The 20,494-nt window shown below is 65.5% G+C and carries 23 protein-coding genes; 9 read left to right on the top strand and 14 right to left on the bottom strand.

Annotated features, from left to right (window positions below; translation table 11 throughout):
* From RKP46_RS13795 to RKP46_RS13735, 13 genes are all read right to left on the bottom strand, one after another.
* The coding region (locus tag RKP46_RS13795; protein ID WP_311107160.1) for an MBL fold metallo-hydrolase at positions 1-629 on the bottom strand (629 nt) is incomplete at its 3' end.
* Positions 629-829 carry a DUF1289 domain-containing protein gene (locus tag RKP46_RS13790; protein ID WP_311107159.1) on the bottom strand — a complete coding sequence of 67 codons (201 nt, stop codon included), beginning with the start codon at positions 827-829 and terminating at the stop codon, positions 629-631. The genes RKP46_RS13790 and RKP46_RS13795, both read right to left, overlap by 1 nt.
* Positions 826-1,056: a DUF1289 domain-containing protein gene (locus tag RKP46_RS13785; protein WP_311107158.1), complete on the bottom strand. Its 231-nt coding sequence runs from the start codon at positions 1,054-1,056 to the stop codon at positions 826-828. The genes RKP46_RS13790 and RKP46_RS13785 overlap by 4 nt, the downstream gene beginning before the upstream one ends.
* A gap of 36 nt (positions 1,057-1,092) precedes the next feature.
* The gene (locus RKP46_RS13780; RefSeq protein ID WP_300330676.1) at positions 1,093-2,031 is read right to left on the bottom strand and encodes a hydroxymethylglutaryl-CoA lyase; all 939 of its coding nucleotides are present in this window, start codon (positions 2,029-2,031) and stop codon (positions 1,093-1,095) included.
* Positions 2,028-4,064 (bottom strand): acetyl/propionyl/methylcrotonyl-CoA carboxylase subunit alpha, encoded by a 2,037-nt coding sequence (locus tag RKP46_RS13775; RefSeq protein ID WP_311107157.1) that lies wholly within the window; start codon positions 4,062-4,064, stop codon positions 2,028-2,030. Before RKP46_RS13775 ends, RKP46_RS13780 begins: the two co-directional genes overlap by 4 nt.
* A 10-nt stretch (positions 4,065-4,074) precedes the next feature.
* Positions 4,075-4,869, bottom strand: coding sequence for an enoyl-CoA hydratase/isomerase family protein (locus RKP46_RS13770; RefSeq protein WP_300330682.1), 795 nt, complete (start codon positions 4,867-4,869; stop codon positions 4,075-4,077).
* Positions 4,870-4,878: 9 nt separating this feature from the next.
* Positions 4,879-6,498, bottom strand: coding sequence for a carboxyl transferase domain-containing protein (locus tag RKP46_RS13765; protein ID WP_300330685.1), 1,620 nt, complete (start codon positions 6,496-6,498; stop codon positions 4,879-4,881).
* The gene (locus RKP46_RS13760) at positions 6,498-7,100 is read right to left on the bottom strand and encodes a 2-hydroxychromene-2-carboxylate isomerase (protein ID WP_300330688.1); all 603 of its coding nucleotides are present in this window, start codon (positions 7,098-7,100) and stop codon (positions 6,498-6,500) included. The genes RKP46_RS13765 and RKP46_RS13760 overlap by 1 nt, the downstream gene beginning before the upstream one ends.
* 80 nt (positions 7,101-7,180) lie before the next feature.
* Positions 7,181-8,317, bottom strand: coding sequence for an acyl-CoA dehydrogenase (locus tag RKP46_RS13755; RefSeq protein ID WP_300330691.1), 1,137 nt, complete (start codon positions 8,315-8,317; stop codon positions 7,181-7,183).
* Positions 8,314-9,249, bottom strand: coding sequence for a DMT family transporter (locus tag RKP46_RS13750; protein WP_311107161.1), 936 nt, complete (start codon positions 9,247-9,249; stop codon positions 8,314-8,316). The genes RKP46_RS13755 and RKP46_RS13750 overlap by 4 nt, the downstream gene beginning before the upstream one ends.
* A gap of 110 nt (positions 9,250-9,359) precedes the next feature.
* Positions 9,360-10,502 (bottom strand): carbonate dehydratase, encoded by a 1,143-nt coding sequence (gene can, locus RKP46_RS13745; protein WP_311107156.1) that lies wholly within the window; start codon positions 10,500-10,502, stop codon positions 9,360-9,362.
* Positions 10,503-10,563: 61 nt separating this feature from the next.
* Positions 10,564-11,727 carry an isovaleryl-CoA dehydrogenase gene (locus RKP46_RS13740; RefSeq protein ID WP_311107155.1) on the bottom strand — a complete coding sequence of 388 codons (1,164 nt, stop codon included), beginning with the start codon at positions 11,725-11,727 and terminating at the stop codon, positions 10,564-10,566.
* A gap of 21 nt (positions 11,728-11,748) precedes the next feature.
* Positions 11,749-12,201 carry a PaaI family thioesterase gene (locus RKP46_RS13735; protein WP_311107154.1) on the bottom strand — a complete coding sequence of 151 codons (453 nt, stop codon included), beginning with the start codon at positions 12,199-12,201 and terminating at the stop codon, positions 11,749-11,751.
* A gap of 177 nt (positions 12,202-12,378) precedes the next feature.
* On the opposite strand from RKP46_RS13735, the gene RKP46_RS13730 reads away from it, so the two are divergent.
* The 3 genes from RKP46_RS13730 (at position 12,379) to RKP46_RS13720 (ending at position 15,192) form a co-directional block, all read left to right on the top strand.
* On the top strand, positions 12,379-13,449 hold the full coding sequence (locus tag RKP46_RS13730; protein ID WP_311107153.1) for an MBL fold metallo-hydrolase: 1,071 nt from the start codon (positions 12,379-12,381) through the stop codon (positions 13,447-13,449).
* 122 nt (positions 13,450-13,571) lie between these two features.
* Positions 13,572-14,738, top strand: coding sequence for an alkaline phosphatase family protein (locus RKP46_RS13725; RefSeq protein WP_311107152.1), 1,167 nt, complete (start codon positions 13,572-13,574; stop codon positions 14,736-14,738).
* A 64-nt stretch (positions 14,739-14,802) separates the two neighbouring features.
* Complete coding sequence (locus RKP46_RS13720; protein ID WP_311107151.1) at positions 14,803-15,192, top strand: YajD family HNH nuclease; 390 nt, start codon at positions 14,803-14,805, stop codon at positions 15,190-15,192.
* 27 nt (positions 15,193-15,219) lie between these two features.
* Here RKP46_RS13720 and hisC read toward each other — a convergent pair whose 3' ends face one another.
* Positions 15,220-16,305 carry a histidinol-phosphate transaminase gene (hisC, locus tag RKP46_RS13715; RefSeq protein ID WP_311107150.1) on the bottom strand — a complete coding sequence of 362 codons (1,086 nt, stop codon included), beginning with the start codon at positions 16,303-16,305 and terminating at the stop codon, positions 15,220-15,222.
* A 155-nt stretch (positions 16,306-16,460) separates the two neighbouring features.
* Here hisC and hisB point away from each other — a divergent pair, with 155 nt between their 5' ends.
* From hisB to RKP46_RS13685, 6 genes are all read left to right on the top strand, one after another.
* On the top strand, positions 16,461-17,048 hold the full coding sequence (hisB, locus tag RKP46_RS13710; protein WP_311107149.1) for an imidazoleglycerol-phosphate dehydratase HisB: 588 nt from the start codon (positions 16,461-16,463) through the stop codon (positions 17,046-17,048).
* A complete protein-coding gene (hisH, locus tag RKP46_RS13705) occupies positions 17,048-17,701 on the top strand; it encodes an imidazole glycerol phosphate synthase subunit HisH (RefSeq protein WP_311107148.1) in 654 nt (217 codons plus the stop codon). The genes hisB and hisH overlap by 1 nt, the downstream gene beginning before the upstream one ends.
* A gap of 51 nt (positions 17,702-17,752) precedes the next feature.
* On the top strand, positions 17,753-18,496 hold the full coding sequence (gene hisA / locus RKP46_RS13700) for a 1-(5-phosphoribosyl)-5-[(5-phosphoribosylamino)methylideneamino]imidazole-4-carboxamide isomerase (protein WP_311100622.1): 744 nt from the start codon (positions 17,753-17,755) through the stop codon (positions 18,494-18,496).
* Between the two features lie 39 nt (positions 18,497-18,535).
* Entirely contained in the window at positions 18,536-19,297 is a 762-nt protein-coding gene (gene hisF / locus RKP46_RS13695) for an imidazole glycerol phosphate synthase subunit HisF (protein WP_311107147.1), read from the top strand.
* Between the two features lie 404 nt (positions 19,298-19,701).
* Positions 19,702-20,022 (top strand): phosphoribosyl-ATP diphosphatase, encoded by a 321-nt coding sequence (locus RKP46_RS13690; protein WP_311107146.1) that lies wholly within the window; start codon positions 19,702-19,704, stop codon positions 20,020-20,022.
* A 3-nt stretch (positions 20,023-20,025) separates the two neighbouring features.
* Complete coding sequence (locus RKP46_RS13685; protein WP_311107145.1) at positions 20,026-20,379, top strand: histidine triad nucleotide-binding protein; 354 nt, start codon at positions 20,026-20,028, stop codon at positions 20,377-20,379.
* Positions 20,380-20,494: the final 115 nt, after the last annotated feature.

Here is a 20,494-nt window from a genome sequence, read left to right as displayed (position 1 = left end):
ACCTCGACAAAGGGGGCGCCATGGCCGGGGATGACGGCATCTATCGCCAGCCCGGCCAGCGTGTCCAGCGTCTGGCGCGTGGCTGGCAGTCCGCCGGCATCCTCGGGATGTCCGAGCAGTTCGGAAAAGACGACGCCGAAGCCATTGCGCCAGAGGGCGTCACCGGAGATCAGCAGGCGTCGCTCGGCGTTATGAAACGCGAGTGCGTCGATGTCGTGGCCAGGCACGGCGATCGCACGCCAGTTCAGTCCGCCGAGTTCGATCTCGTCGCCAGCGGCGATCGTAGCGTGATGCGCGAAGCGCGCCGCGGACTGGCCAAGCGGCGAGAGCAGCAGGGCTTCTTCGTTCCATTCGGCGATCGTCGCGTCGATGCCTTGTGGGACGATGATCCGGCAGCCGAAAGCCTGGCCAAGAGCCGCGTTGCCGCCGATGTGGTCGGAGTGCGAGTGGGTGTTAAGCAGACGCGCCAGTCGTCGGCCGGCAAGTGCGTGCGCGACCAGGGAGACGGTCTGCTCTGCCTGGCTGACGTAACCGCTGTCGATCAGCGTGGCGTTCTCGCCCTCCAGGAAGAGGATGTTGTTCGACGACAGCCAGCCGCGTTCGAAGACGAGCAGATTGCTCGGCAGCATCAGTGCTGGCCGGGCGGACTGGCTGGACTGGCCGCGGGCGCCTCTTCGCGTGCGGGCGCAGGCGGCATCACCTCGGCGACGATCGCCGGCTGGTCGCCAGCGACCGGCAAGGGCGGTCGTCCGCAACCGAGGCAATAGCCGGAATCGGGATCGGCCATGCAGATTCCGACGCACAGGTAGTCGTCGTTATTGCTGCTCATGCCTCGCGCTCGCATTCGCCGCGCAGGTCGCCGCCGGTCGAGCACCCGTGTGGATCGTGTTCGCCGCGCCGGCGCTCGACGGCGACCAGAACCTGCAGGCGCTGATCGTCGGACAGGCGACTCCAGAAAGCGATTTCCTCGATCGTCCGGAAGCAGCCAATGCACAGGCCGATCTGTTCGTCCATCTGGCAGACACTGATGCACGGCGAGGCGACGGGTTGCGTCATGTCGTATCCTTTCCGTCGGGCAGCGCTCGCCTTGCCTCAATCGGTGGACGCCGCGCGGCGCCGGGCGAGCACTGCGCGCGCGACGCGCGAGCCGGGCTGGCGGCCGAGTTGCTGAGCAATGTACTCGGCGGTCAACACCAGTTTGTCGAGGTCGATGCCGGTCTCGATGCCCAGGCCGTGCAAGAGGAAAACGACGTCTTCACTCGCCACGTTGCCGCTCGCGCCGGGCGCGTACGGGCAGCCGCCGAGTCCGCCGACCGAAGCGTCGAAAACGCGCATGCCGAGTTCGAGCGAGGCATAGACATTGGCCACCGCCATGCCGTAGGTGTCATGGTAGTGGCCGGCGAGCTGCTCGAGCGGCACGACCTTGGCGCAGGCCTCGATCATCCGCTGCACCGATGCCGGTGTGCCGGCGCCGATCGTGTCGCCGAGCGAGACCTCGCAGCACCCCATGTCGTACAGAGCGCGGGCGACCGTGGCGACCTGCTGCGCGTCGATCGGCCCTTCGTAGGGACAGGCGACGACGCACGAGACGTAACCGCGCACCGGGATATCCAGCGCGCTCGCCGCATCGATGACGCTGGCGAACCGCTTCAGGCTCTCGCCGATGCTGCAGTTGATGTTCTTCTGCGAGAAAGCTTCCGAGGCGGCGGCGAAGACAGCCACCGCCTGCGCACCAGCGGCAAGCGCGGCATCGAAGCCTTTCAGGTTCGGCGTCAAGACCGGATACGATACGCCGGCCCGCCGGCGCGGGCTGGCCAGCAGCGCTTCCAGCAGCGTCTTCTGGTCGGCCATTTGCGGTATCCAGCGCGGCGAGACGAAAGACGTGACTTCGATCGTCGTCAGCCCGGCTTCGCTCAGACGTTCGATCAGTTCGAGCTTGACCGGCGTCGGGACGATCTGCGCTTCGTTCTGCAGGCCGTCGCGCGGTCCGACCTCGACCAGCCTGACCCGCTCGGGGAAACCGCCGCTCATGGCTCGGGGGCGAAGTCGACGAGTTCGGCACCGTCAGCCACCTGGTCGCCGGCGGCGTAGTGGAATGCCTTGACCTCGCCGTTGGCCGGTGCGGTGATGGTGTGCTCCATCTTCATCGCTTCGAGAATGAGCAGCGGCGCTCCTTTATTCACCCGTTGGCCGCTGGCAGCGAGCAGCGCGATCACCTTGCCCGGCATCGGCGCCGTCAGGCGGCCGCCCTGCGTACCGCCGGCTTCGACCAGGTGCAGCGGGTCGTCGCGCATGATGACGTAGTTCGTTCCATTCAGGAAAACGTGCCGCTTCTGTTCATTCTTTTCGGTGACGGCAACGACGCTGGCGACCAGGCGGCGGTCGTCGAGTTCGACGGCGAGTTGCCCGGCGAAGCGCCCGCGCTCGAGAAAACGGCCGCGCGCGACGACCGATTCACCGTCCAGCGTCAGGCGCCAGCCGTCCGCTTCGTAGGCGACGACGACTTCGTAGTGCGCATCGCCAGCGCGATAGGTCAGCGTCCGGCGCGGCTGCAGGTTGAGCCGCCAGCCGTCGTGCAGGCTCCACGGCGACCACGGGTCGCCGCTTTGCCCGGCGCGCGCGATGGCCGCTGCCTGCTCGCGCAGCAGACCGGCGACCGCCGCGACGAAGAAGACGTTGCGCGGTGGAGCCGCCTCGGCCGGAAAAAGGAACTCGCGGCTGCGCTCGATCAAACCGGTGTCGAGGTCGGCGTCGGCAAACGCCGGGCAGGCGACCAGGCGCGAGAGGAAGTCGATGTTCGTCGTTACGCCGACGATACGGTAATCGGCGAGGGCCTGGCGCATGCGCGCCAGCGCAGCGTGCCGGTCGACGTCCCAGACGATCAGCTTGGCGATCATCGGGTCGTAATACGGGGTAATCTCGTCGCCCTGTTCGATGCCGGTATCGACGCGCACGTTCAGGCTCTCGGCCGGCGGTACCAGGTGCACCAGGCGCCCGGTCGAGGGCAGGAATTCCTGCGCCGGATTTTCCGCATAGACGCGCGCTTCCAGCGCGTGCCCGCGAATTTCCAGTTGTTCCTGGCGCAAGGGCAAGGCTTCGCCACAGGCCACGCGCAACTGCCATTCGACGAGGTCCTGCCCGGTGATCATCTCGCTCACCGGGTGCTCGACTTGCAGGCGCGTATTCATTTCCATGAAGTAGAAGATGCCCTCGCGCGCGAAACCCTCGCCAACGATGAATTCGACCGTTCCGGCGCCGACGTAACCGACGGCGCGCGCCGCATCGACCGCGGCCTGGCCCATCGCCGCGCGCTGCGCCGGCGTCACGCCGGGAGCCGGCGCTTCTTCGAGCACCTTCTGGTGGCGGCGCTGGACCGAACAGTCGCGTTCGAAAAGGTAAACGCAATTGCCCAGCGTGTCGGCAAAGACCTGGATCTCGATATGCCGCGAGCGGCGCAGGTATTTCTCGATCAGCACTTCCTGCGAACCGAACGACGACGCCGCTTCACGCTGGCACGAGGCCAGTGCGGCGGGAAAATCGTCGCTCGCTTCGACCAGCCGCATTCCCTTGCCGCCACCGCCCGCGGCTGCCTTGATCAGCACCGGATAACCGAGCGCATCGGCCTGGCGGCGGAGGAAGTCGCCTTCCTGGTTCGCGCCGTGGTAGCCCGGGGTGAGCGGAACGCCGGCGGCAGCGAGCAGCGTTTTTGCCGCCGATTTCGAACCCATGGCGCGGATCGCCGCGGCTGGCGGCCCGATGAAAACGATTCCGGCGGCGGCGCAGGCCTCGGCAAACTGGTCGTTTTCGGAGAGAAAGCCGTAACCGGGGTGGATCGCCTGGGCGCCGGTTCGCTGCGCCGCGTCAATGATTCGTTCGCCGACCAGGTAGGATTCGCGCGCGCTCGCCGGCCCGATGCACACAGCTTCGTCGGCCAGGCGGACGTGGCGCGCATTGACGTCGGCTTCCGAGTAGACGGCGACCGTGCGCACGCCCAGCCGGCGCGCCGTGCGCACGATCCGGCAGGCGATTTCGCCGCGATTGGCAATCAGTATCTTGGTGAACATCCGCTGCCTCTCAGTCGCCATTCCAATGGGGCTTGCGCTTTTCGAGAAAGGCCGCGATCCCTTCCCGGCCGGCGGGACTGGCGCGCACGCGCGCAATGCACTGGGCGGTGTCTTCCCTCGTCTGCTCGTCTATCGGTTGCCCGGCCACGATACGGATCAGCGCCTTGCACTCGGCCTGCGCGGCCACGCTGTTGGCCAGCAGGCGGTCGAGGATCTCGGCGATGGCTTCGTCGAGTTGTTCCTCACCCGGAACAAGTTCGTGCAGCAGGCCGATGCGGTACGCTTCGGCGGCTGAAAACGATTCAGCGGTGAGCATGTAGCGGCGGCTGCAGCGCTCGCCGATCGCCGCCAGGACGTAGGGGCTGATCACCGCCGGAACGATGCCCAGGCGCACCTCGCTCAACGCAAAGGACGCGTCGTAGGTGCCGAGCGCAATGTCGCAGGCCGCGATCAGGCCAACTCCGCCGCCGTAAGCCGGCCCCTGAACGCGCGCGATCGTCGGTTTGGCCAGCTCGTTCAAGGTGGACAGCAAGCGTGCCAGGCGGTGCGCGTCGCGCAGATTCTCCTCGTGCGAATAGCCGGCGGCGCGCCGCATCCATTCGAGGTCGGCGCCGGCGCAGAAGCTCTTGCCAGTCGACGAGAGGACGACCGCCCGCACGCGCTGATCTGCCTCCATCTCGCGCAGTCCATCGGTCAGTTCGGCAATCAACTGCTCGTCGAAGGCATTGTGCCGATCGCCCTTGTTGAGCGTCAGGATGCCGACGTTGCCGTCGACCTCGCTGGTGATCGATTGATACTCGCTCATCGCTCGCTCCTACATCCGGAAAACGCCGAATCTCGTCGGCTCGGCCGGCGCGTTGAGCGCCGCCGAGAGACCCAGGCCGACGACGCGGCGGGTGTCGGCCGGGTCGATCACGCCGTCGTCCCAGAGGCGCGCGCTGGCGTAGTAGGGATGACCCTGCGCCTCGTACTGGGCGCGAATGGGCGCCTTGAACGCTTCCTCCTCTTGCGCGTCCCAGCGCTTGCCGGCGGCTTCGATGCCGTCGCGGCGCACGGTCGCCAGGACGTTCGCTGCCTGCTCGCCGCCCATTACCGAAATGCGCGCGTTCGGCCACATCCAGAGGAAACGCGGCGAGTAGGCGCGACCGCACATGCCGTAGTTGCCGGCGCCGAACGATCCGCCAATGATCACGGTGAACTTGGGCACGCGCGCACAGGCGACCGCCGTCACCATCTTCGCTCCGTCGCGTGCGATGCCGCCGTTTTCATACTTGCGGCCAACCATGAAGCCGGTGATGTTCTGCAGAAAGAGCAGCGGGATGCCGCGCTGCGCACAGAGCTCGATGAAATGCGCAGCCTTCAGCGAAGACTCGGAAAACAGAATCCCGTTGTTCGCGACGATGCCCAGCGGATAGCCCCAGAGATGCGCGAAACCACAGACGATGGTCGTCCCGTAGCGCGCCTTGAACTCGTCGAATTCCGAACCGTCGACCAGACGCGCGACGATCTCGCGCACGTCGAAAGGTCGCCGCGTGTCGCAGGGGATGACGCCATAGATCTCGTCGGCCGGATAAAGCGGCGGGCGCGGCTCGCAGAGCTTGAGTGGCGGCTGTTTGCGCCAGTTCAGGTGAGCGACGATGCGCCGGGCGATCGCCAGTGCATGCGCGTCGTTCTCGGCGAAATGGTCGGCGACGCCCGAGACGCGCGTATGCACGTCGGCACCGCCCAGGTCTTCGGCGCTCACCACCTCGCCGGTCGCCGCCTTGACCAGCGGCGGCCCGCCGAGAAAGATCGTTCCCTGTTCCTTGACGATGATCGATTCGTCGCACATCGCCGGCACATACGCGCCGCCCGCGGTACACGAACCCATGACGGCAGCGATCTGCGGAATGCCGGCCGCCGACAGATTCGCCTGATTGTAGAAAATGCGCCCGAAATGCTCCCGGTCAGGGAAGACCTCATCCTGCATCGGCAGGAAAGCGCCGCCGGAATCGACCAGATAGACGCACGGCAGGCGGTTCTCGCCGGCGATTTCCTGCGCGCGCAGGTGTTTCTTGACGGTCAGCGGATAGTAGGTTCCCCCTTTCACCGTCGCGTCGTTGGCGACGATCATGCATTCGACGCCATTGATTCGACCAATGCCGGTAATCAGCGATGCTGCCGGGACCTCGAAAGGGTGCGCCTCGCCGTACATGCCGTAGGCGGCGAGCTGCGACAGTTCGAGGAAAGGCGAACCGGGATCGATCAAAGCGTTGACCCGTTCGCGCGCGAGCAGCTTGCCGCGCGCCAGGTGCTTCTGGCGCGCCGTCGCCGGACCGCCGAGAGCAATCGTCGCGATGGTCGAGCGCAGGTCGGCGACGACCTGCGTCATCGCCGCGGCGTTCGCCTTGAATTCGGCGCTGCGCGAATCGACCTGCGTCGGCAGAAGCGGCATCAAAAACCTCCAGTGGCGAGCCAGCGCTCGATCTGCGGCAGGCGGTCGGCGCCGAAGAAGGGTTCGCCGTCGACGACGATGTAGGGCGAGCCGAAAACGCCTTTCTGCAGCGCGGCGTCGTTCTCGGCTTTCAGGCGCTCCTTGAGTTCCGCACCTTCGAGCGCCGCCGCCAGTGTAGCGCGATCGGCGCCCTGCTGGGCGGCCAGTTCGAGGACCAGCCCGGTTTCGGAAACGTCGCGCCCATCACGAAAGAACGCGCGGTAGACGGCGTGGGCAAAGGCGCGCGCCGCAGCGCAATCCTGATCGTGCAACCAATAGTAGGCGCGCGCCGCCTGCTGCGTCGGCAGCGGGAACTTCTCCGGCTGCACGTAGGGCACGCCGAGGAAGCGCGCCGAACGCGAAAAGTCGTGCAGCGAGTATCTTCCCTTGAGCGGCAAGGTGGTCAGCGGCGCGCCGCCGGTCGCCCGGAAGATCACGCCGAGCAGGACCGGCCGCCACAGCACCTTGCGGGCAAAGCGTGCGGCCAGTTCGTCGATCTTCTCCGAAGCCAGGTAGCCGTACGGCGACGAGAAGTCAAAATAGAATTCGATGGGGTTCGACATGGGCTAGTCCTCCGCTGATCAGTTCTTTGCTCGGCAAGCCGGCGCCGCGTCGGACGCACGCGTCGGCCAGTGCGCCTGGCTCAGGCCTCGGCAACAGCGCGCCCGATCACCAGACGCTGAATGTCGTTGGCGCCTTCATAAATCTGGCAGACGCGTACGTCGCGATAGATTCTCTCGACCGGGAAGTCGCTGACGTAGCCGTAGCCGCCGAGGATCTGGATGGCGTCTGAGCACACTCTTTCGGCCATTTCCGAGGCGAACATCTTGGCCATCGACGCTTCCTTCAGGCAAGGCTGGCCGGCATCCTTGCAAGTCGCGGCGCGCCATACCAGCAAGCGGGCGGCGTCGATCTGCGTTGCCATGTCGGCCAGACGGAAGCTCACCGCCTGATGTTCGATGATCGGCTTGCCGAAGGTTTCGCGTTCCTTGGCGTACTGTACTGCCGCTTCGAAAGCGGCGCGCGCCATGCCGACCGACTGGGCGGCGATGCCGATGCGGCCGGCTTCCAGGTTGGAGAGCGCGATGCGGTAGCCGTCGCCCTCCTTGCCGAGCAGGCAGGTGGCCGGGATGCGGCAGTCCTCGAACAGGATCTGCGCCGTATCGGAAGCACGCTGACCCATCTTTTCCTCGATCCGGGCGACGATGTAACCCGGCGTGTCGGTGGGTACGAGGAAACACGAAATGCCTTTCTTGCCGGCCGACTTGTCGGTGACCGCGAAGACGATCGCCACTTGCGCGTACTTTCCGGTGGTGATGAACTGCTTGACGCCGTTCAGAATGAAGTGGTCGCCGTCGCGCTCGGCACGCGTCGTGATCGCTGCTGCGTCCGAACCGGTGTGCGGCTCGGTCAGGCAGAAGCAGCCGAGCATCTCGCCACGGGCCAGCGGTTTGAGCCAGTTTTCCTTCTGCTCGTCGCTGCCATACTTCATCGTGATGCCGCAGGCCAGCGAGTTCTGCACGCTGACGATGGTCGAGGTGGCGCCGTCGCCGGCGGCAATTTCCTCGATCACCAGGACGAGCGACATGTAGTCCATGCCGGCGCCGCCCCATTCCTCGGGGACCACCATACCGAGTGCGCCGAGTTCGCCCAGCTCGCGCAGGGCTTCGGCCGGAAAAGTGTGGTTGCGGTCCCACTCGGCGGCGAAGGGGGCAAGCCTGTCCTGCGCAAAATCGCGCAGCGACGCCCGAATCATTTCCTGTTCCTGAGTCAAGATCATGCCGTTTTCTCCTTGCTGTTGGCCGCCGTTGCGCGGGACGCAGCGGCTCGATTGGTGATGATGACGCCGGTGATGACCAATGCGCCGCCGACGAGTACCGCCAGGCTCAGGCGCTCGTCGAGGAGTAGCGCACCGAGAATGACGGCACTCAACGGAACCAGGTTGATGAACGCCGCCGAGCGTGTGGCGCCGATTCGCTGCACGCCTTCGGCGTACCAGGTGAAGGCAAGCGCGGTGCCGCAAAGGCCGAGGAAAGCGACCGCGATCCACCCGCGCCAGGTCGTCTGGCCGACGGCGAAGAGCGAACCCTCGAACAGCGCGGCGCCGCTCAACATCAGCCAGCCGGTGAGGCTGGCGCCGAAGGTCATCGCCAGCGGCGAAAGCGAACCGGTTCCGCGCCGTCCGATGAAAGTATAAACCGCCCAGAGGATGCTGCAGCCGATGATCAGCCATTCGCCGAGACCGATCTGGCCAGCGAGGAGTAGATGCGGGTTGCCGTTGGTGACGACGACGAGGCAGCCGAACATGGCGATGCCGATCCCGGCGGCCTTGCCGGCCGACATCGGAGCGCCGAAGAGCAGCCAGTCGCCGGTGGCAATGACGGCCGGCGTGAGTGCGACGACGAGCGCTCCGCGCCCGGCTTCGATCAGTTGCAGGCCGTAGAGAAAGCACAGGTTATACAGGAAGATGCCACTTGCGCCGAGGGCCGCCAGCGTCAGCCAGTCGGCGCGCGACCAGCGCGGGCGGCCCTCGCGCACGACGACCAGCGCGCCGAGCGCGAGCGTGGCGAGCAGGAAGCGCCAACTGGCGACGGTCAAGGGCGAGGCTTCACCGACCGCGACCCGGCCGGCGATCCAGGTAGCTCCCCAGACGAGCGCCGTGGCGAAGAGTTTCAGGTAGGTCGCTGCGCCCACCACCGGTGCCGGCTGCACGTTCAACGCAGCCGCGCGGCGGCCGGACGGGCAGCGCAGCGCTGACCGTCCGGCCGCCGCGCGCACGAACGCCGCCCGTCGCAGTTGGCAGGCTGGCCAGCGCGCGCGCTTCAACGCGGCAGCGCCTCGAGCGCGGCGGCGTATTGGCCGGGCAGGTCAGCACAGCGGTGTACGGTGAACCCGAGATCGCGCATCAGCCCGTCCTGCAAGCCGTAGATCCAGCCATGGACGGTGAGCGGCTGGCCGCGTGCCCAGGCGTCCTGGACGACAAAGGTCTGGCAGACGTTGGCGACCTGTTCGAGGACGTTCAGTTCGCACAGGCGATCGTGCCGCCTTTCCGCCGGCAAACCATCGATCAGCGCCAGATGCTTCTCGTGCACGTCACGGACGTGGCGCAGCCAGATGTCGACCAGGCCGGCGCGTTCGCGATTGAGCGCCGTCTTGACGCCGCCGCAGCCGTAATGGCCGACGACCATGATGTGCCTGACCCTGAGCACGTCGACCGCGAACTGGATGACCGACAGGCAGTTGAGGTCGGTGTGCACGACGACATTGGCGACATTGCGATGAACGAACAACTCGCCCGGCAGCAGACCGACGATTTCGTTGGCCGGAACGCGTGAGTCGGAGCAGCCGATCCACAGGTAGGCCGGCGTCTGCAACTGCGAGAGCTTGACGAAGTAGTCCGGGTTGATTTCCTGCATCCGGCTCGACCACGCACGGTTGAAGTCGAACAGGTGGAAGAGGTTCTCGTTGGCGACTTCTTCCTCGGACCAGTTCTCCAGATCGAGGGCGAGAAACATCGTTCCTTCGAGCGGCGTCTGGTAGTGCGCCGGCGTCTCCTTGAAGCCCATCTCGCGGTAGAGCTTGACGGCAAAGCGCATCGACGGCAGTGTGTCGAGCAGCAGCTTGCGATAGCCGCTGTCCTTGGCCATTCTGATCGCTGCCAGCGTCAGGTCGCGACCGATCCCGTAGCCGCGCAGCGCCGGCTCGACGTAGAGCCGCTTCATTTCGCAGAGGCCACCGGAGAAAGGCCGAATGCCGACGCAGCCGGCCGGCCGACCGTCGAGCTCAGCGTAGTACAGGCAGCCACCGGGCGCCGAGTAGGCCCCCGGCAGCGTTGCCAGTTCCTCGTCGAAACCCTGAAAACAGAGGTCTACGCCAAGCCATGCGGCGTAGTTGCGAAAGAACTGACGCACCTGGTCGAGCGCGTCAGTGTCGTCGGGGGTGAGCGTGCGTAAGGTGACTTTCATGCTTTGACTTGCGTGCGTGAGGTTGACGCGGCGACAGCCTTGCCGGCCGCGCGCCAGTGGTTCATAGGGTTTCGCCGAAGAGCTCGCGGCCAATCAGCATGCGGCGAATCTCCGAGGTGCCGGCGCCGATCTCGTAGAGTTTTGCGTCGCGCCATAGCCGGCCGGCCGGATACTCGTTGACGTAGCCGTTGCCGCCCAGCGTCTGGATCGCTTCGCCGGCCATCCATGTCGCCTTTTCCGCGGCATAGAGAATCGCTCCCGCGGCATCCTTGCGCGTCGTCTCGCCGCGGTCGCAGGCCTGGCCAACGGCGTAGACGTAGGCCCGGCAGACGTTGAACGTGGTGTACATGTCGGCCAGCTTGCCCTGCATGAGCTGGAATTCGCCAATCGCCTGGCCGAACTGCCGGCGGTCGTGCACGTAGGGGAGAACCAGATCGAGCGCCGCCGCCATCAGTCCGAGCGGGCCGCCGGCGAGCACGGCGCGTTCGTAATCGAGTCCGCTCATCAGCACGCGCACGCCACCGTCGACCTGCCCGAGAACGTTCTCGACCGGCACTTCGCAGTCGTCGAAAAAGAGCGGATACGTGTTCGAGCCGCGCATGCCGAGCTTGTCGAGCTTGGTTCCACAGGAAAAGCCCTTCATCCCCTTTTCGATGATGAAGGCGGTGATGCCGCGCGCGCCGGCGCTGCTATCGGTCTTCGCATAGACGACCAGCGTGTCGGCATCGCCGCCGTTGGTGATCCACATCTTGCTGCCGTTCAGTATGAAGCGATCGGCGCGGCGTTCGGCCTGCAACTGCATGCTGACGACGTCCGAACCGGCGTTCGCCTCCGACATCGCGAGCGCACCCACGTGCTCGCCGGAAACCAGTCGCGGCAGGTATTTTTCCTTCTGTGCGGCGGTGCCGTTGCGGCGAATCTGATTGACGCAGAGGTTGGAGTGCGCGCCGTACGACAGCGCGACGCTGGCCGAAGCGCGCGAGATTTCTTCCATGGCGACGATGTGCGCCAGGTAACCCAGCCCGCTACCGCCGTATTCCTCTTCGACGGTGATTCCGAGCAAACCCATGTCGCCCAGTTTGCGCCACAGATCCTCCGGAAAGAGGTTCGCCCGGTCGATCGCTTCGGCGCGCGGAGCAATCTCGGCAGCAGCAAAACTCTGCACGCTGGCGCGCAGCATGTCGATCGTTTCGCCGTGGGCAAAGTTCAGGCTCGGGTATTGCATGTCGGTCGCTCCTTGTCTGGGTTAGGGGCTGGCTGTTTCCTTCTTGCCGTGCACGGCGATTATCGTTTGCTGCATCAGGCCGCAGAGGTTCTTCTTGCCGTGCTTGACGGCAAAGACTTCGGCCCGGGTGACGATCAGCGTCCGCCCGTAGCGCACGACCGATCCTTCGGCAATCAACAACTGGCCGTCGGCCGGGGCAAGCAGGTTGAGCTTGTACTCGACGGTGAGCACGCCGGTCTCGCTGGCGGTCAGCGTGCTCGCCGCGTAGCCGGCGGCGGAATCGGCAATCATGCCGACGACACCGCCGTGAATGAAGCCATGCTGCTGCGTGATCTCCGGCCTGAAGGGCAGGTGGATCTCGGTATAGCCGGCTTCCACCACCGCCATGCTGGCACCGATCAAGCGCATTGCCGACTGGCGCGCAAAACTGGCGCGGACGCGTTCGGCAAAATGCGGGTCCTGAGCTTTGTGCATCGGTCTGCTTTCGAGTGGCGAAGCTGCGTCCGGCTGCGGCAAGGCACGGCCGGTAGGAGTTGGATCACGTACAATGCCAGCGCGGCGACCAGCGCGCAGCCGCCGACGAGCCGCTGCGGTTCGGCAAGTTTATAGAGTTCAGCGCTTTTTACAATCCGCCGCGAAAGCCTTTGACCGATGTTGCCTGCTTACCCATTTGCCGCACCGCCAGCCGCCGGCGAGACCTTGGCGGTGTCGCCCGGCATCCTCTGGTTGCGCATGCCGCTGCCTTTTGCCCTGAACCACATCAATCTCTGGCTGCTCGCCGACGGCGACGCCTGGGTGATCGTCGATACCGGCTTTGCGCTCGACGCGGTGAAGGATTGCTGGCAGCAGATTCTCGCCCGGCTGGCACCTGAGCTGCCGAGTCCGCGCATCTCGCGCATCATCGTCACGCACTTCCACCCGGACCATCTTGGCCTCGCCGCCTGGTTGCAGTCGATGACCGGCGCGCCGCTGTGCATGACGGCCGGCGAGTACCTGACCGCGCACGCCGTCTGGCACGAAGTTGCCGGGCACGGCAATCAGCCGATGTTGCGCCAGTTTCGCGCACACGGGCTGGACGAAGAGCGCTGTGCCGCGCTCGCCCGGCGCAGCGGCGCGTACAACCGTGGCGTACCGGCGATTCCGACCGACTACCAGCGCCTCTTCGCCGGCGACGAACTGCGCATCGGCGGTGCGCGCTGGCAGGTCCGCGTCGGCTACGGCCATTCGCCGGAGCACGCGGCGCTTTACAGCCCGGATCTCGGCGTGCTCATTTCGGGCGACATGCTGTTGCCCAAGATCTCGACCAACATCAGCGTCTTCGCGGTGACGCCGAAGGCCGACTCGCTGGCCGATTACCTGGCCTCGATCGACCGTTATCGCGAGTTGCCGCGTGACACGCTCGTTCTGCCCTCCCATGGCCTGCCTTTCCATGGCATCGAGGGTCGCGTGCAGGCGCTGCACGCGCACCATGAGGAACGTCTGGCGCTGCTCGCGGCCAACTGTTCGACGCCGCGCAGCGCTGCCGAGTTGTTGATGACGCTGTTTCCGCGCGACCTCGATACGCATCAGACGATGTTTGCCATGGGCGAAGCGATCGCGCACCTCAATCGGCTCGAACGCAGCGGGCGCCTGCTCCGCGTCGAAGACAAGACGAGCGGCCTGATCCGCTTCGTTCGCGCCGACGCCGCGCAGGCGCCGCCGATGGTCGGCGATGCACGATGACCGGCGCAGCCTGGCCGACGAGCGCGGCCGGCGCGTCGTCGAGCGCGCGGCGAACGAAGCCGCCGCGCACAATCGGCCAGCGCCTGCGCCGCCGCGCTTGCTTGGCGTAGAATGGCCCGATCATGAGCGCCACTCTCCTGCCCGACTATGCCGGCGGCGGCATCGTCAACCTGATGCAGAGCATCGCCACCGCCTGCGGCGCGCCGCCAGGCCTCTACCCGCAGCAGGCGCAGCTTCCAGCGACATTGCTGGCGCGCGCCCGGCACATCGTTCTCCTGGTCATCGACGGAATGGGCCTGCGCACGCTGGGCAGGCACACGGCCAGCCCGTATCTGCAGCAGCACGTGCTGGGCAGCCTCACTTCCGTCTTTCCATCGACTACGGCGAGCGCGATCACCACCTTCATGAGCGGTCTTGCCCCGGCCCAGCACGGCCTGACCGGTTGGCACATGCACATGGACGAGATCGACCAGACGCTCGCCATCCTGCCGCTGACGCCGCGCCAGGGACCGCCCACGGTGGCCCCGGCCGATCTGCCCGCACAGCTCTTCGAGCACCCGCCGCTGTTCCGGGGGTTTGATCGGGAAGCCTGGGTCGTCGCTCCGCAGAGCATCGCCAGCAGTCCGTTCAATGCCTGGCATGCGCGCGGCGCGCAGACGGTGGCCTACAGCACGCTGCCCGGCCTGTTTGCCTGCCTGAGCGATGGGCTGCTGGACAACGCGCAGGCACGCTACATCTACGCCTACTACCCCGAGCTCGACAGCCAGTCGCATCATTTCGGCAGCGATAGCCGGCAAGCCAAGCATGTGCTGGCCGAGTTCGACCAGCAACTTGGCAAATGCATTCGCCGGCTACGCGGCAGCAATACCTGGTTGCTGGTGACCGCCGATCACGGTTTCATCGACTCTCCGCCGCGCCGCGTCGTCGAACTCGACGACCATCCGCAACTGGCCGGGCTGCTGTTCAGGCCGCTCTGCGGCGAGCGACGCGCCGCCTTCTGCTACGTCGAAGCGGAGCAGCGGCCGGAATTCGAGCGCTACGTGCGTCGCCGTCTCGGCCGCTCGGTACACCTTTACGCCAGCTCGGCGCTGATCAACGCCGGCTGGTTCGGCCCGCCGCCGTATCATCCGCGCCTGGCGGCACGCGTCGGCGATTACACGCTGGTGATGAAGGACAACTGGACGATCAAGGATTGGCTGCCGGAAGAAAAGCGTTATACGATGCTTGGTGTGCATGGCGGGATCAGTCCGTGGGAAATGCGCGTGCCGTTGATCGCCGTGCATCTCTAGCCGCTGGCCGAACGCGGCTGGGCGCCCGCCGGCACATCGTGCATCGACGAGCGGAGAATCCACCATGGCCAATGACATCAGCAAATCGGAACGTACGGATCGACTGATCGCCGATGCCGTACGCAATCGTCTGAACCGCGAAGCGGGTTACCGGGAGAGGGCGCTGAAGATTTACCCGTGGATTTGCGGGCGCTGCGCGCGCGAATTCTCGTCGGCCAACCTGCGCGAACTGACCGTCCACCATCGCGACCACAACCACGACAACAACCCGCCCGACGGCAGCAACTGGGAGCTGTTGTGCGTGTACTGTCACGACAACGAGCACGCTCGCCAGATCGAGGCCGAAGCCGCGCGCCGGGGTGGCCGGAACGAATCGGCAGCGCAGCGTCCGGCGCCAGCCACGGCGCAGCCCTTCGCCAATCTGCACGATCTGCTACGCCGCGGCCAATCCTGATCGCTGATCGCCAACCGCGCGCGGTGCCTACGCCTGGCGCCGGAGAATCTCGCGCAAGGCATCGACCAGCATGGCGCATTGCTCGTCGGTGCCGATCGTGATGCGCAGGTATTGCGCGATGCGTGCGAGCGCAAAATGCCGCACGACGATCCCGCGCTGGCGCAATTCGGCGGCCAGCGTGGCGGCATCGTGCGCCGGATGGCGCGCGAAGATGAAGTTGGCCGCCGAGGGGACGACCTCGAAGGCCAGCTCGCCCAGTGCCTCCGCCAATACTGCGCGACTGCGCATCACCGCCTGCCGCGTCCACGTGAAGTGCTCTTCGTCGGCGAGCGCCGCAACGGCGCCGACGATGGCCAGCCGATCCAGCGGATACGAGTTGAAGCTGTTCTTGACCCGGGCCAGGCCGGCAATCAGTTCGTGCTGGCCGATCGCATAGCCGACGCGCAAGCCGGCCAGCGCGCGCGACTTGGAGAGCGTCTGCACGACGAGCAGATTGGCGTGTGCGCCGACCAGGGCAATCGCCGTTTCGCCGCCGAAATCGACGTACGCTTCGTCCACGACGACAACCGAATCGGGATTCGCCGCGAGCAGTCGCTCGATTGAAGCGAGAGGCAGCAGACGGCCGGTCGGGGCATTCGGATTGGCGATGACGATTCCGCCGTTGGCGGGCCGGTAGTCCGCTACATTCAGGCAGAAGTCGTCGCCCAACGGCAGCGTGCGATGGGCGATGCCGTAGAGCGCGCAATAGACCGGGTAAAAGCTGTAGGTGATGTCCGGGAAGAGCACCGGCTGATCGTGCTGGAGGAGCGCCATGAAAGCGTGCGCCAGCACTTCGTCCGACCCGTTGCCGACGAAAACCTGTGCCGGCTCGATCGCAAAGCGCGAAAAATGCGCCGCGATCGCCCGCTTCAGGTGGTCCGCCTCGGGGTCCGGATAAAGCCGCAAGCCGTTGCCACCATTCGCCAGTTCGCCGCGTATCGCGGCGATTGCCTGGGGCGACGGCGGATACGGGCTCTCGTTGGTGTTCAGCTTGATCAGCTTGTCCAGCTTGGGCTGTTCGCCCGGGATATAGGGCGTCAGGCGATGGACCAGCGGGCTCCAGAAGCGGCTCATGTCAGTTTGTCATGTCGCGAATGCAAGGCGGATTGGTAATGGTATCATGCGTGCTTGTTGGTCCAGGCGATCGAGCGGAGGCCGGCTGTGCGTGTGGCAGCCGGGGGAATGCTGACGCCGGTCAGCGGATTTTGCCACCCAGCAACGGAACCTCGATGCGGCAAGCGGAAGTCTCCAGGAACACGCTCGAAACCCGGATTAGCGTCCGGTTGAATCTCGACGGCAGCGGGCGCGGTCGCTTCGCCACCGGCGTCCCGTTTCTTGACCACATGCTCGAGCAGATCGCGCGCCACGGTCTGATCGACCTCGAAGTCGAAGCGAGCGGCGACCTGCACATCGACGCGCACCACACGGTCGAGGATGTCGGCATCACGCTCGGTCAGGCGCTGGTGCGCGCGCTCGGCGACAAGAAGGGGCTGCGCCGTTACGGACACGCCTGCGTACCGCTCGACGAGTCGCTGTCGCGCGTCGTCGTCGACCTGTCAGGGCGTCCCGGGCTGTTCTTCAACGTCGATTTCACGCGCGCAATGATCGGCGCATTCGACGTCGACCTGCTGCGCGAGTTCTTCCAGGGGCTGGTCAACCACGCCTTGCTGACGCTGCACATCGACAATCTGCGTGCCGGCAACGCACACCATCAGGCGGAGAGCATTTTCAAGGCGTTCGCTCGGGCGCTGCGCGAGGCGGCAGAAATCGACCCGCGTGCTGGCGAGAGCGTCCCATCGACCAAGGGCGCGCTTTGATGAGCGCCGTTTCCAGCGGGCCGATCGTCGTTGTCGATTACGGCATGGGAAATCTGCGCTCGGTCTGGCAGGCGCTGGTCAGCGTCGCCGACGGGCGCCAGGTGCTCGTCTCGCACGATCCGTCGGTCGTGCGCAGCGCCGAGCGCGTCGTCGTTCCCGGGCAGGGTGCCATGCCTGACTGCATGCGCGAGCTGGAGGCACGCGACTTGCGTACGGCGGTGCTCGAAGCGGCCAGGAACAAACCGTTTCTGGGGATTTGCATTGGCCAGCAGATGCTGCTCGAACACAGCGAGGAAGGCGATGTGGCCGGACTGGGGCTGATCTCCGGCGGCGTCCGCCGTTTTCCTGACGAGCGCATGGTCGACAGCACCGGTCGGCGCCTGAAGGTGCCGCATATGGGCTGGAACCAGGTTTGGCAGCGTTCGCAGCAAGCGCTCTGGCAGGGAATCGCCGATGGCGAGCGCTTCTATTTCGTACATAGCTACTACGTCGATCCACTGGATGCCGGGTGGATCGCCGGGACGACCGACTACGGCATTGACTTTACCAGCGCCGTAGCCCGGGATAATATCTTCGCGACGCAGTTTCACCCCGAGAAAAGCGCCCGGCCCGGGCTCGCCATGCTGGCCAATTTCGTCTGCTGGAAGCCCTGAGCGGCGCCCCTTCGTGGACTCGTTTCAACCTACCACTCTTCTGCTTTCGACATGCTGATCATTCCCGCGATTGACCTTAGACAGGGGCAATGTGTTCGTCTCAAGCAAGGCCTCATGGACCAAGTGACCGTCTTCTCGAATTCTCCCGGCGAGCAGGCAGGGCATTGGCTGGCGCAAGGCGCGCGCCGTCTGCACGTAGTCGATCTGGACGGCGCTTTTGCCGGCAAACCGAAAAACGAGCGCGCCATCAAGGAAATCGTCGAGGCAGTCGGCGACGACATTCCGATTCAGCTCGGCGGCGGTATTCGCGACCTCGACACAATCGAGCGTTGCCTCGACGATGGCGTCAGTTACGTGATCATCGGCACTGCGGCAGTGAAGAACCCCGGTTTCCTGCACGACGCCTGCGGCGCCTTTCCCGGCCACATCCTGGTCGGGCTCGATGCGCGCGACGGCAAGGTGGCAGTTGAAGGCTGGTCGAAGATGACCGGGCACGATGTCATCGATCTGGCCAAGAAGTACGAAGACTACGGCGTGGAAGGGATCATCTATACGGACATCGGACGCGATGGAATGCTCTCCGGGATCAACATCGAAGCCACGGTAAAACTGGCCCAGGCCTTGCTTATCCCGGTCATCGCCAGTGGCGGCTTGTCAAGCATCGAAGACATTCACCGGCTGTGTGCCATCGAGCAGGAAGGCGTCAGCGGGGCGATTGCCGGGCGAGCGATCTACGACGGCTCGCTCGACTTCGCGCAGGCGCAGGCGGTGGCTGACCGGGCGGCGCAGACATGAGCGCCCGGCCGCGGCTGATGCACTGGAGGTCCTAGGCGCTTGGGGCTGGCCAGACGAATCATTCCCTGCCTCGATGTGACCGCCGGTCGCGTCGTCAAGGGAACCAATTTTGTCGATCTGCGCGATGCCGGCGATCCGGTCGAGATCGCCCGTCGTTATGACGAGCAGGGCGCCGACGAAGTCACTTTCCTCGACATCACGGCGTCCTCGGACCAGCGCGACATCATTCTGCACATTGTCGAAGCGTGCGCCGCCCAGGTCTTCATCCCACTGACCGTCGGCGGCGGCGTGCGCTCGGTGGCCGACGTCCGCCGTCTGCTCAACGCCGGCGCCGACAAGGTCAGCATCAATACCGCTGCGGTGGAAAACCCGGAGCTGATCGCCGAAGCGTCGGCCAAGGTCGGCAACCAGTGCATCGTCGTAGCGATCGACGCCAAGCAGTCGTCGCCCGGCGCCTGGCAGGTGTTCACGCACGGCGGTCGACGCAATACCGGACTCGACGCGTTGACCTGGGCCCGACGCGTCCAGCAGCTCGGTGCGGGCGAGATTCTGCTCACCAGCATGGATCGTGACGGAACGCGCAACGGCTTCGATCTTGCGCTGACCCGCGCCGTTTCCGACGCGGTCGATATTCCGGTGATCGCCAGTGGCGGCGTCGGCACGCTGCAACACCTGGCCGACGGCGTCAGTGTGGGACACGCCGATGCCGTCCTGGCGGCGAGCATCTTCCATTTTGCCGACTACACGGTTCGCCAGGCGAAAGACTTCATGCGCGAACGCGGAATCGAGGTTCGTCTGTGAGCCAGGCAATACCGGCGCTGCGCTGGCGCGCCAGGCCAGAAAGCGGACAGGCGAGTGATGATTCGCGCGATCGTTCGGGACGCGAAGCGCGCTTGCCGGCCACCTTCCCGCCGCTGGCACGCGTCTCTGGCGTCGCCCGTTAGCGTGCTCGGCGCGACCACGCGATCAAGGTATACTAGGCAGGCTCGCACCGGCGCTTATGCCAGCGCCGGGGGCTTGGCCATCGGCATCGTGCACCAGGGCCGCGCCGTTTGTTTGCTGGCTGACTTGTTGCGGGCGACCGACCAGGAACGCGCCTCACCTGCGACATCGGGCGCGAAAGCGGCTTATTTGATCAACTTGAGGGAAGAGTGTCGGGCAACCGCCGGTCCAACGCTCAGTAACCCCGAGGAACTATACGGCAAATGAACATGGACATGCTGCACCGCATTTCGGACACCTTGTTGGCGCGGCGCAAGGCCGACCCGGAGACCTCCTATACGGCACAGTTGATGGCCAAAGGACCGGACGCCATTCTCAAGAAGATCGGCGAGGAGACTGCCGAACTGATCATGGCCGGCAAGGAGGGCAATCGCCTGCACGTCGTCTGGGAATCGGCCGATGTGCTTTATCACACCATGGTTCTCCTCGCCTTCTACGGCCTGTCGATCGAAGACGTGCTGCAGGAAATGCGCCGCCGGGAAGGCATCTCCGGGATTGACGAGAAGAAATCACGAAAGGGCTGAGGAATGGACAATTGTCTCTTCTGCCGGATCGCATGCGGTCAGATTCCGGCGCGCAAGGTCTACGAGGACACCGAAATCCTCGCTTTCCACGACATCCATCCGGCGCGTCCCGTGCATCTGCTGGTCATCCCGAAGCGTCACATCACCTCGCTGGCGACGGTTGCCGAGGAGACCGACGTTCCCGTCCTCGGCCGCATGCTCGCGCTGGCCAATCGTCTGGCAAGCGAGAACGGCAGCCCGGATGGTTTTCGCGTAATCATCAATACCGGGCGAATTGGCCACCAGGAAGTGCAGCATCTGCACGCGCACATCGTCGGCGGGCCCGATCCGGTGGGGCCGATGCTCAAGCGGATATGAACGCCAACGCCAAGACGGGTCGCGCTCCCGGCGATCAGCGAAGCAGCGCCGATTTCACTTTCACGGAGGCCTGACATGGGCTCGTTCAGCATCTGGCACTGGTTGATCGTCCTGA

The organism is Accumulibacter sp., from assembly GCF_031732815.1.
Taxonomy (GTDB): Bacteria; Pseudomonadota; Gammaproteobacteria; order Burkholderiales; family Rhodocyclaceae; genus Accumulibacter.
The sequence above is the reverse complement of the archived record's forward strand: the minus strand, read 5'-3'. Positions and strand labels throughout refer to the sequence as shown.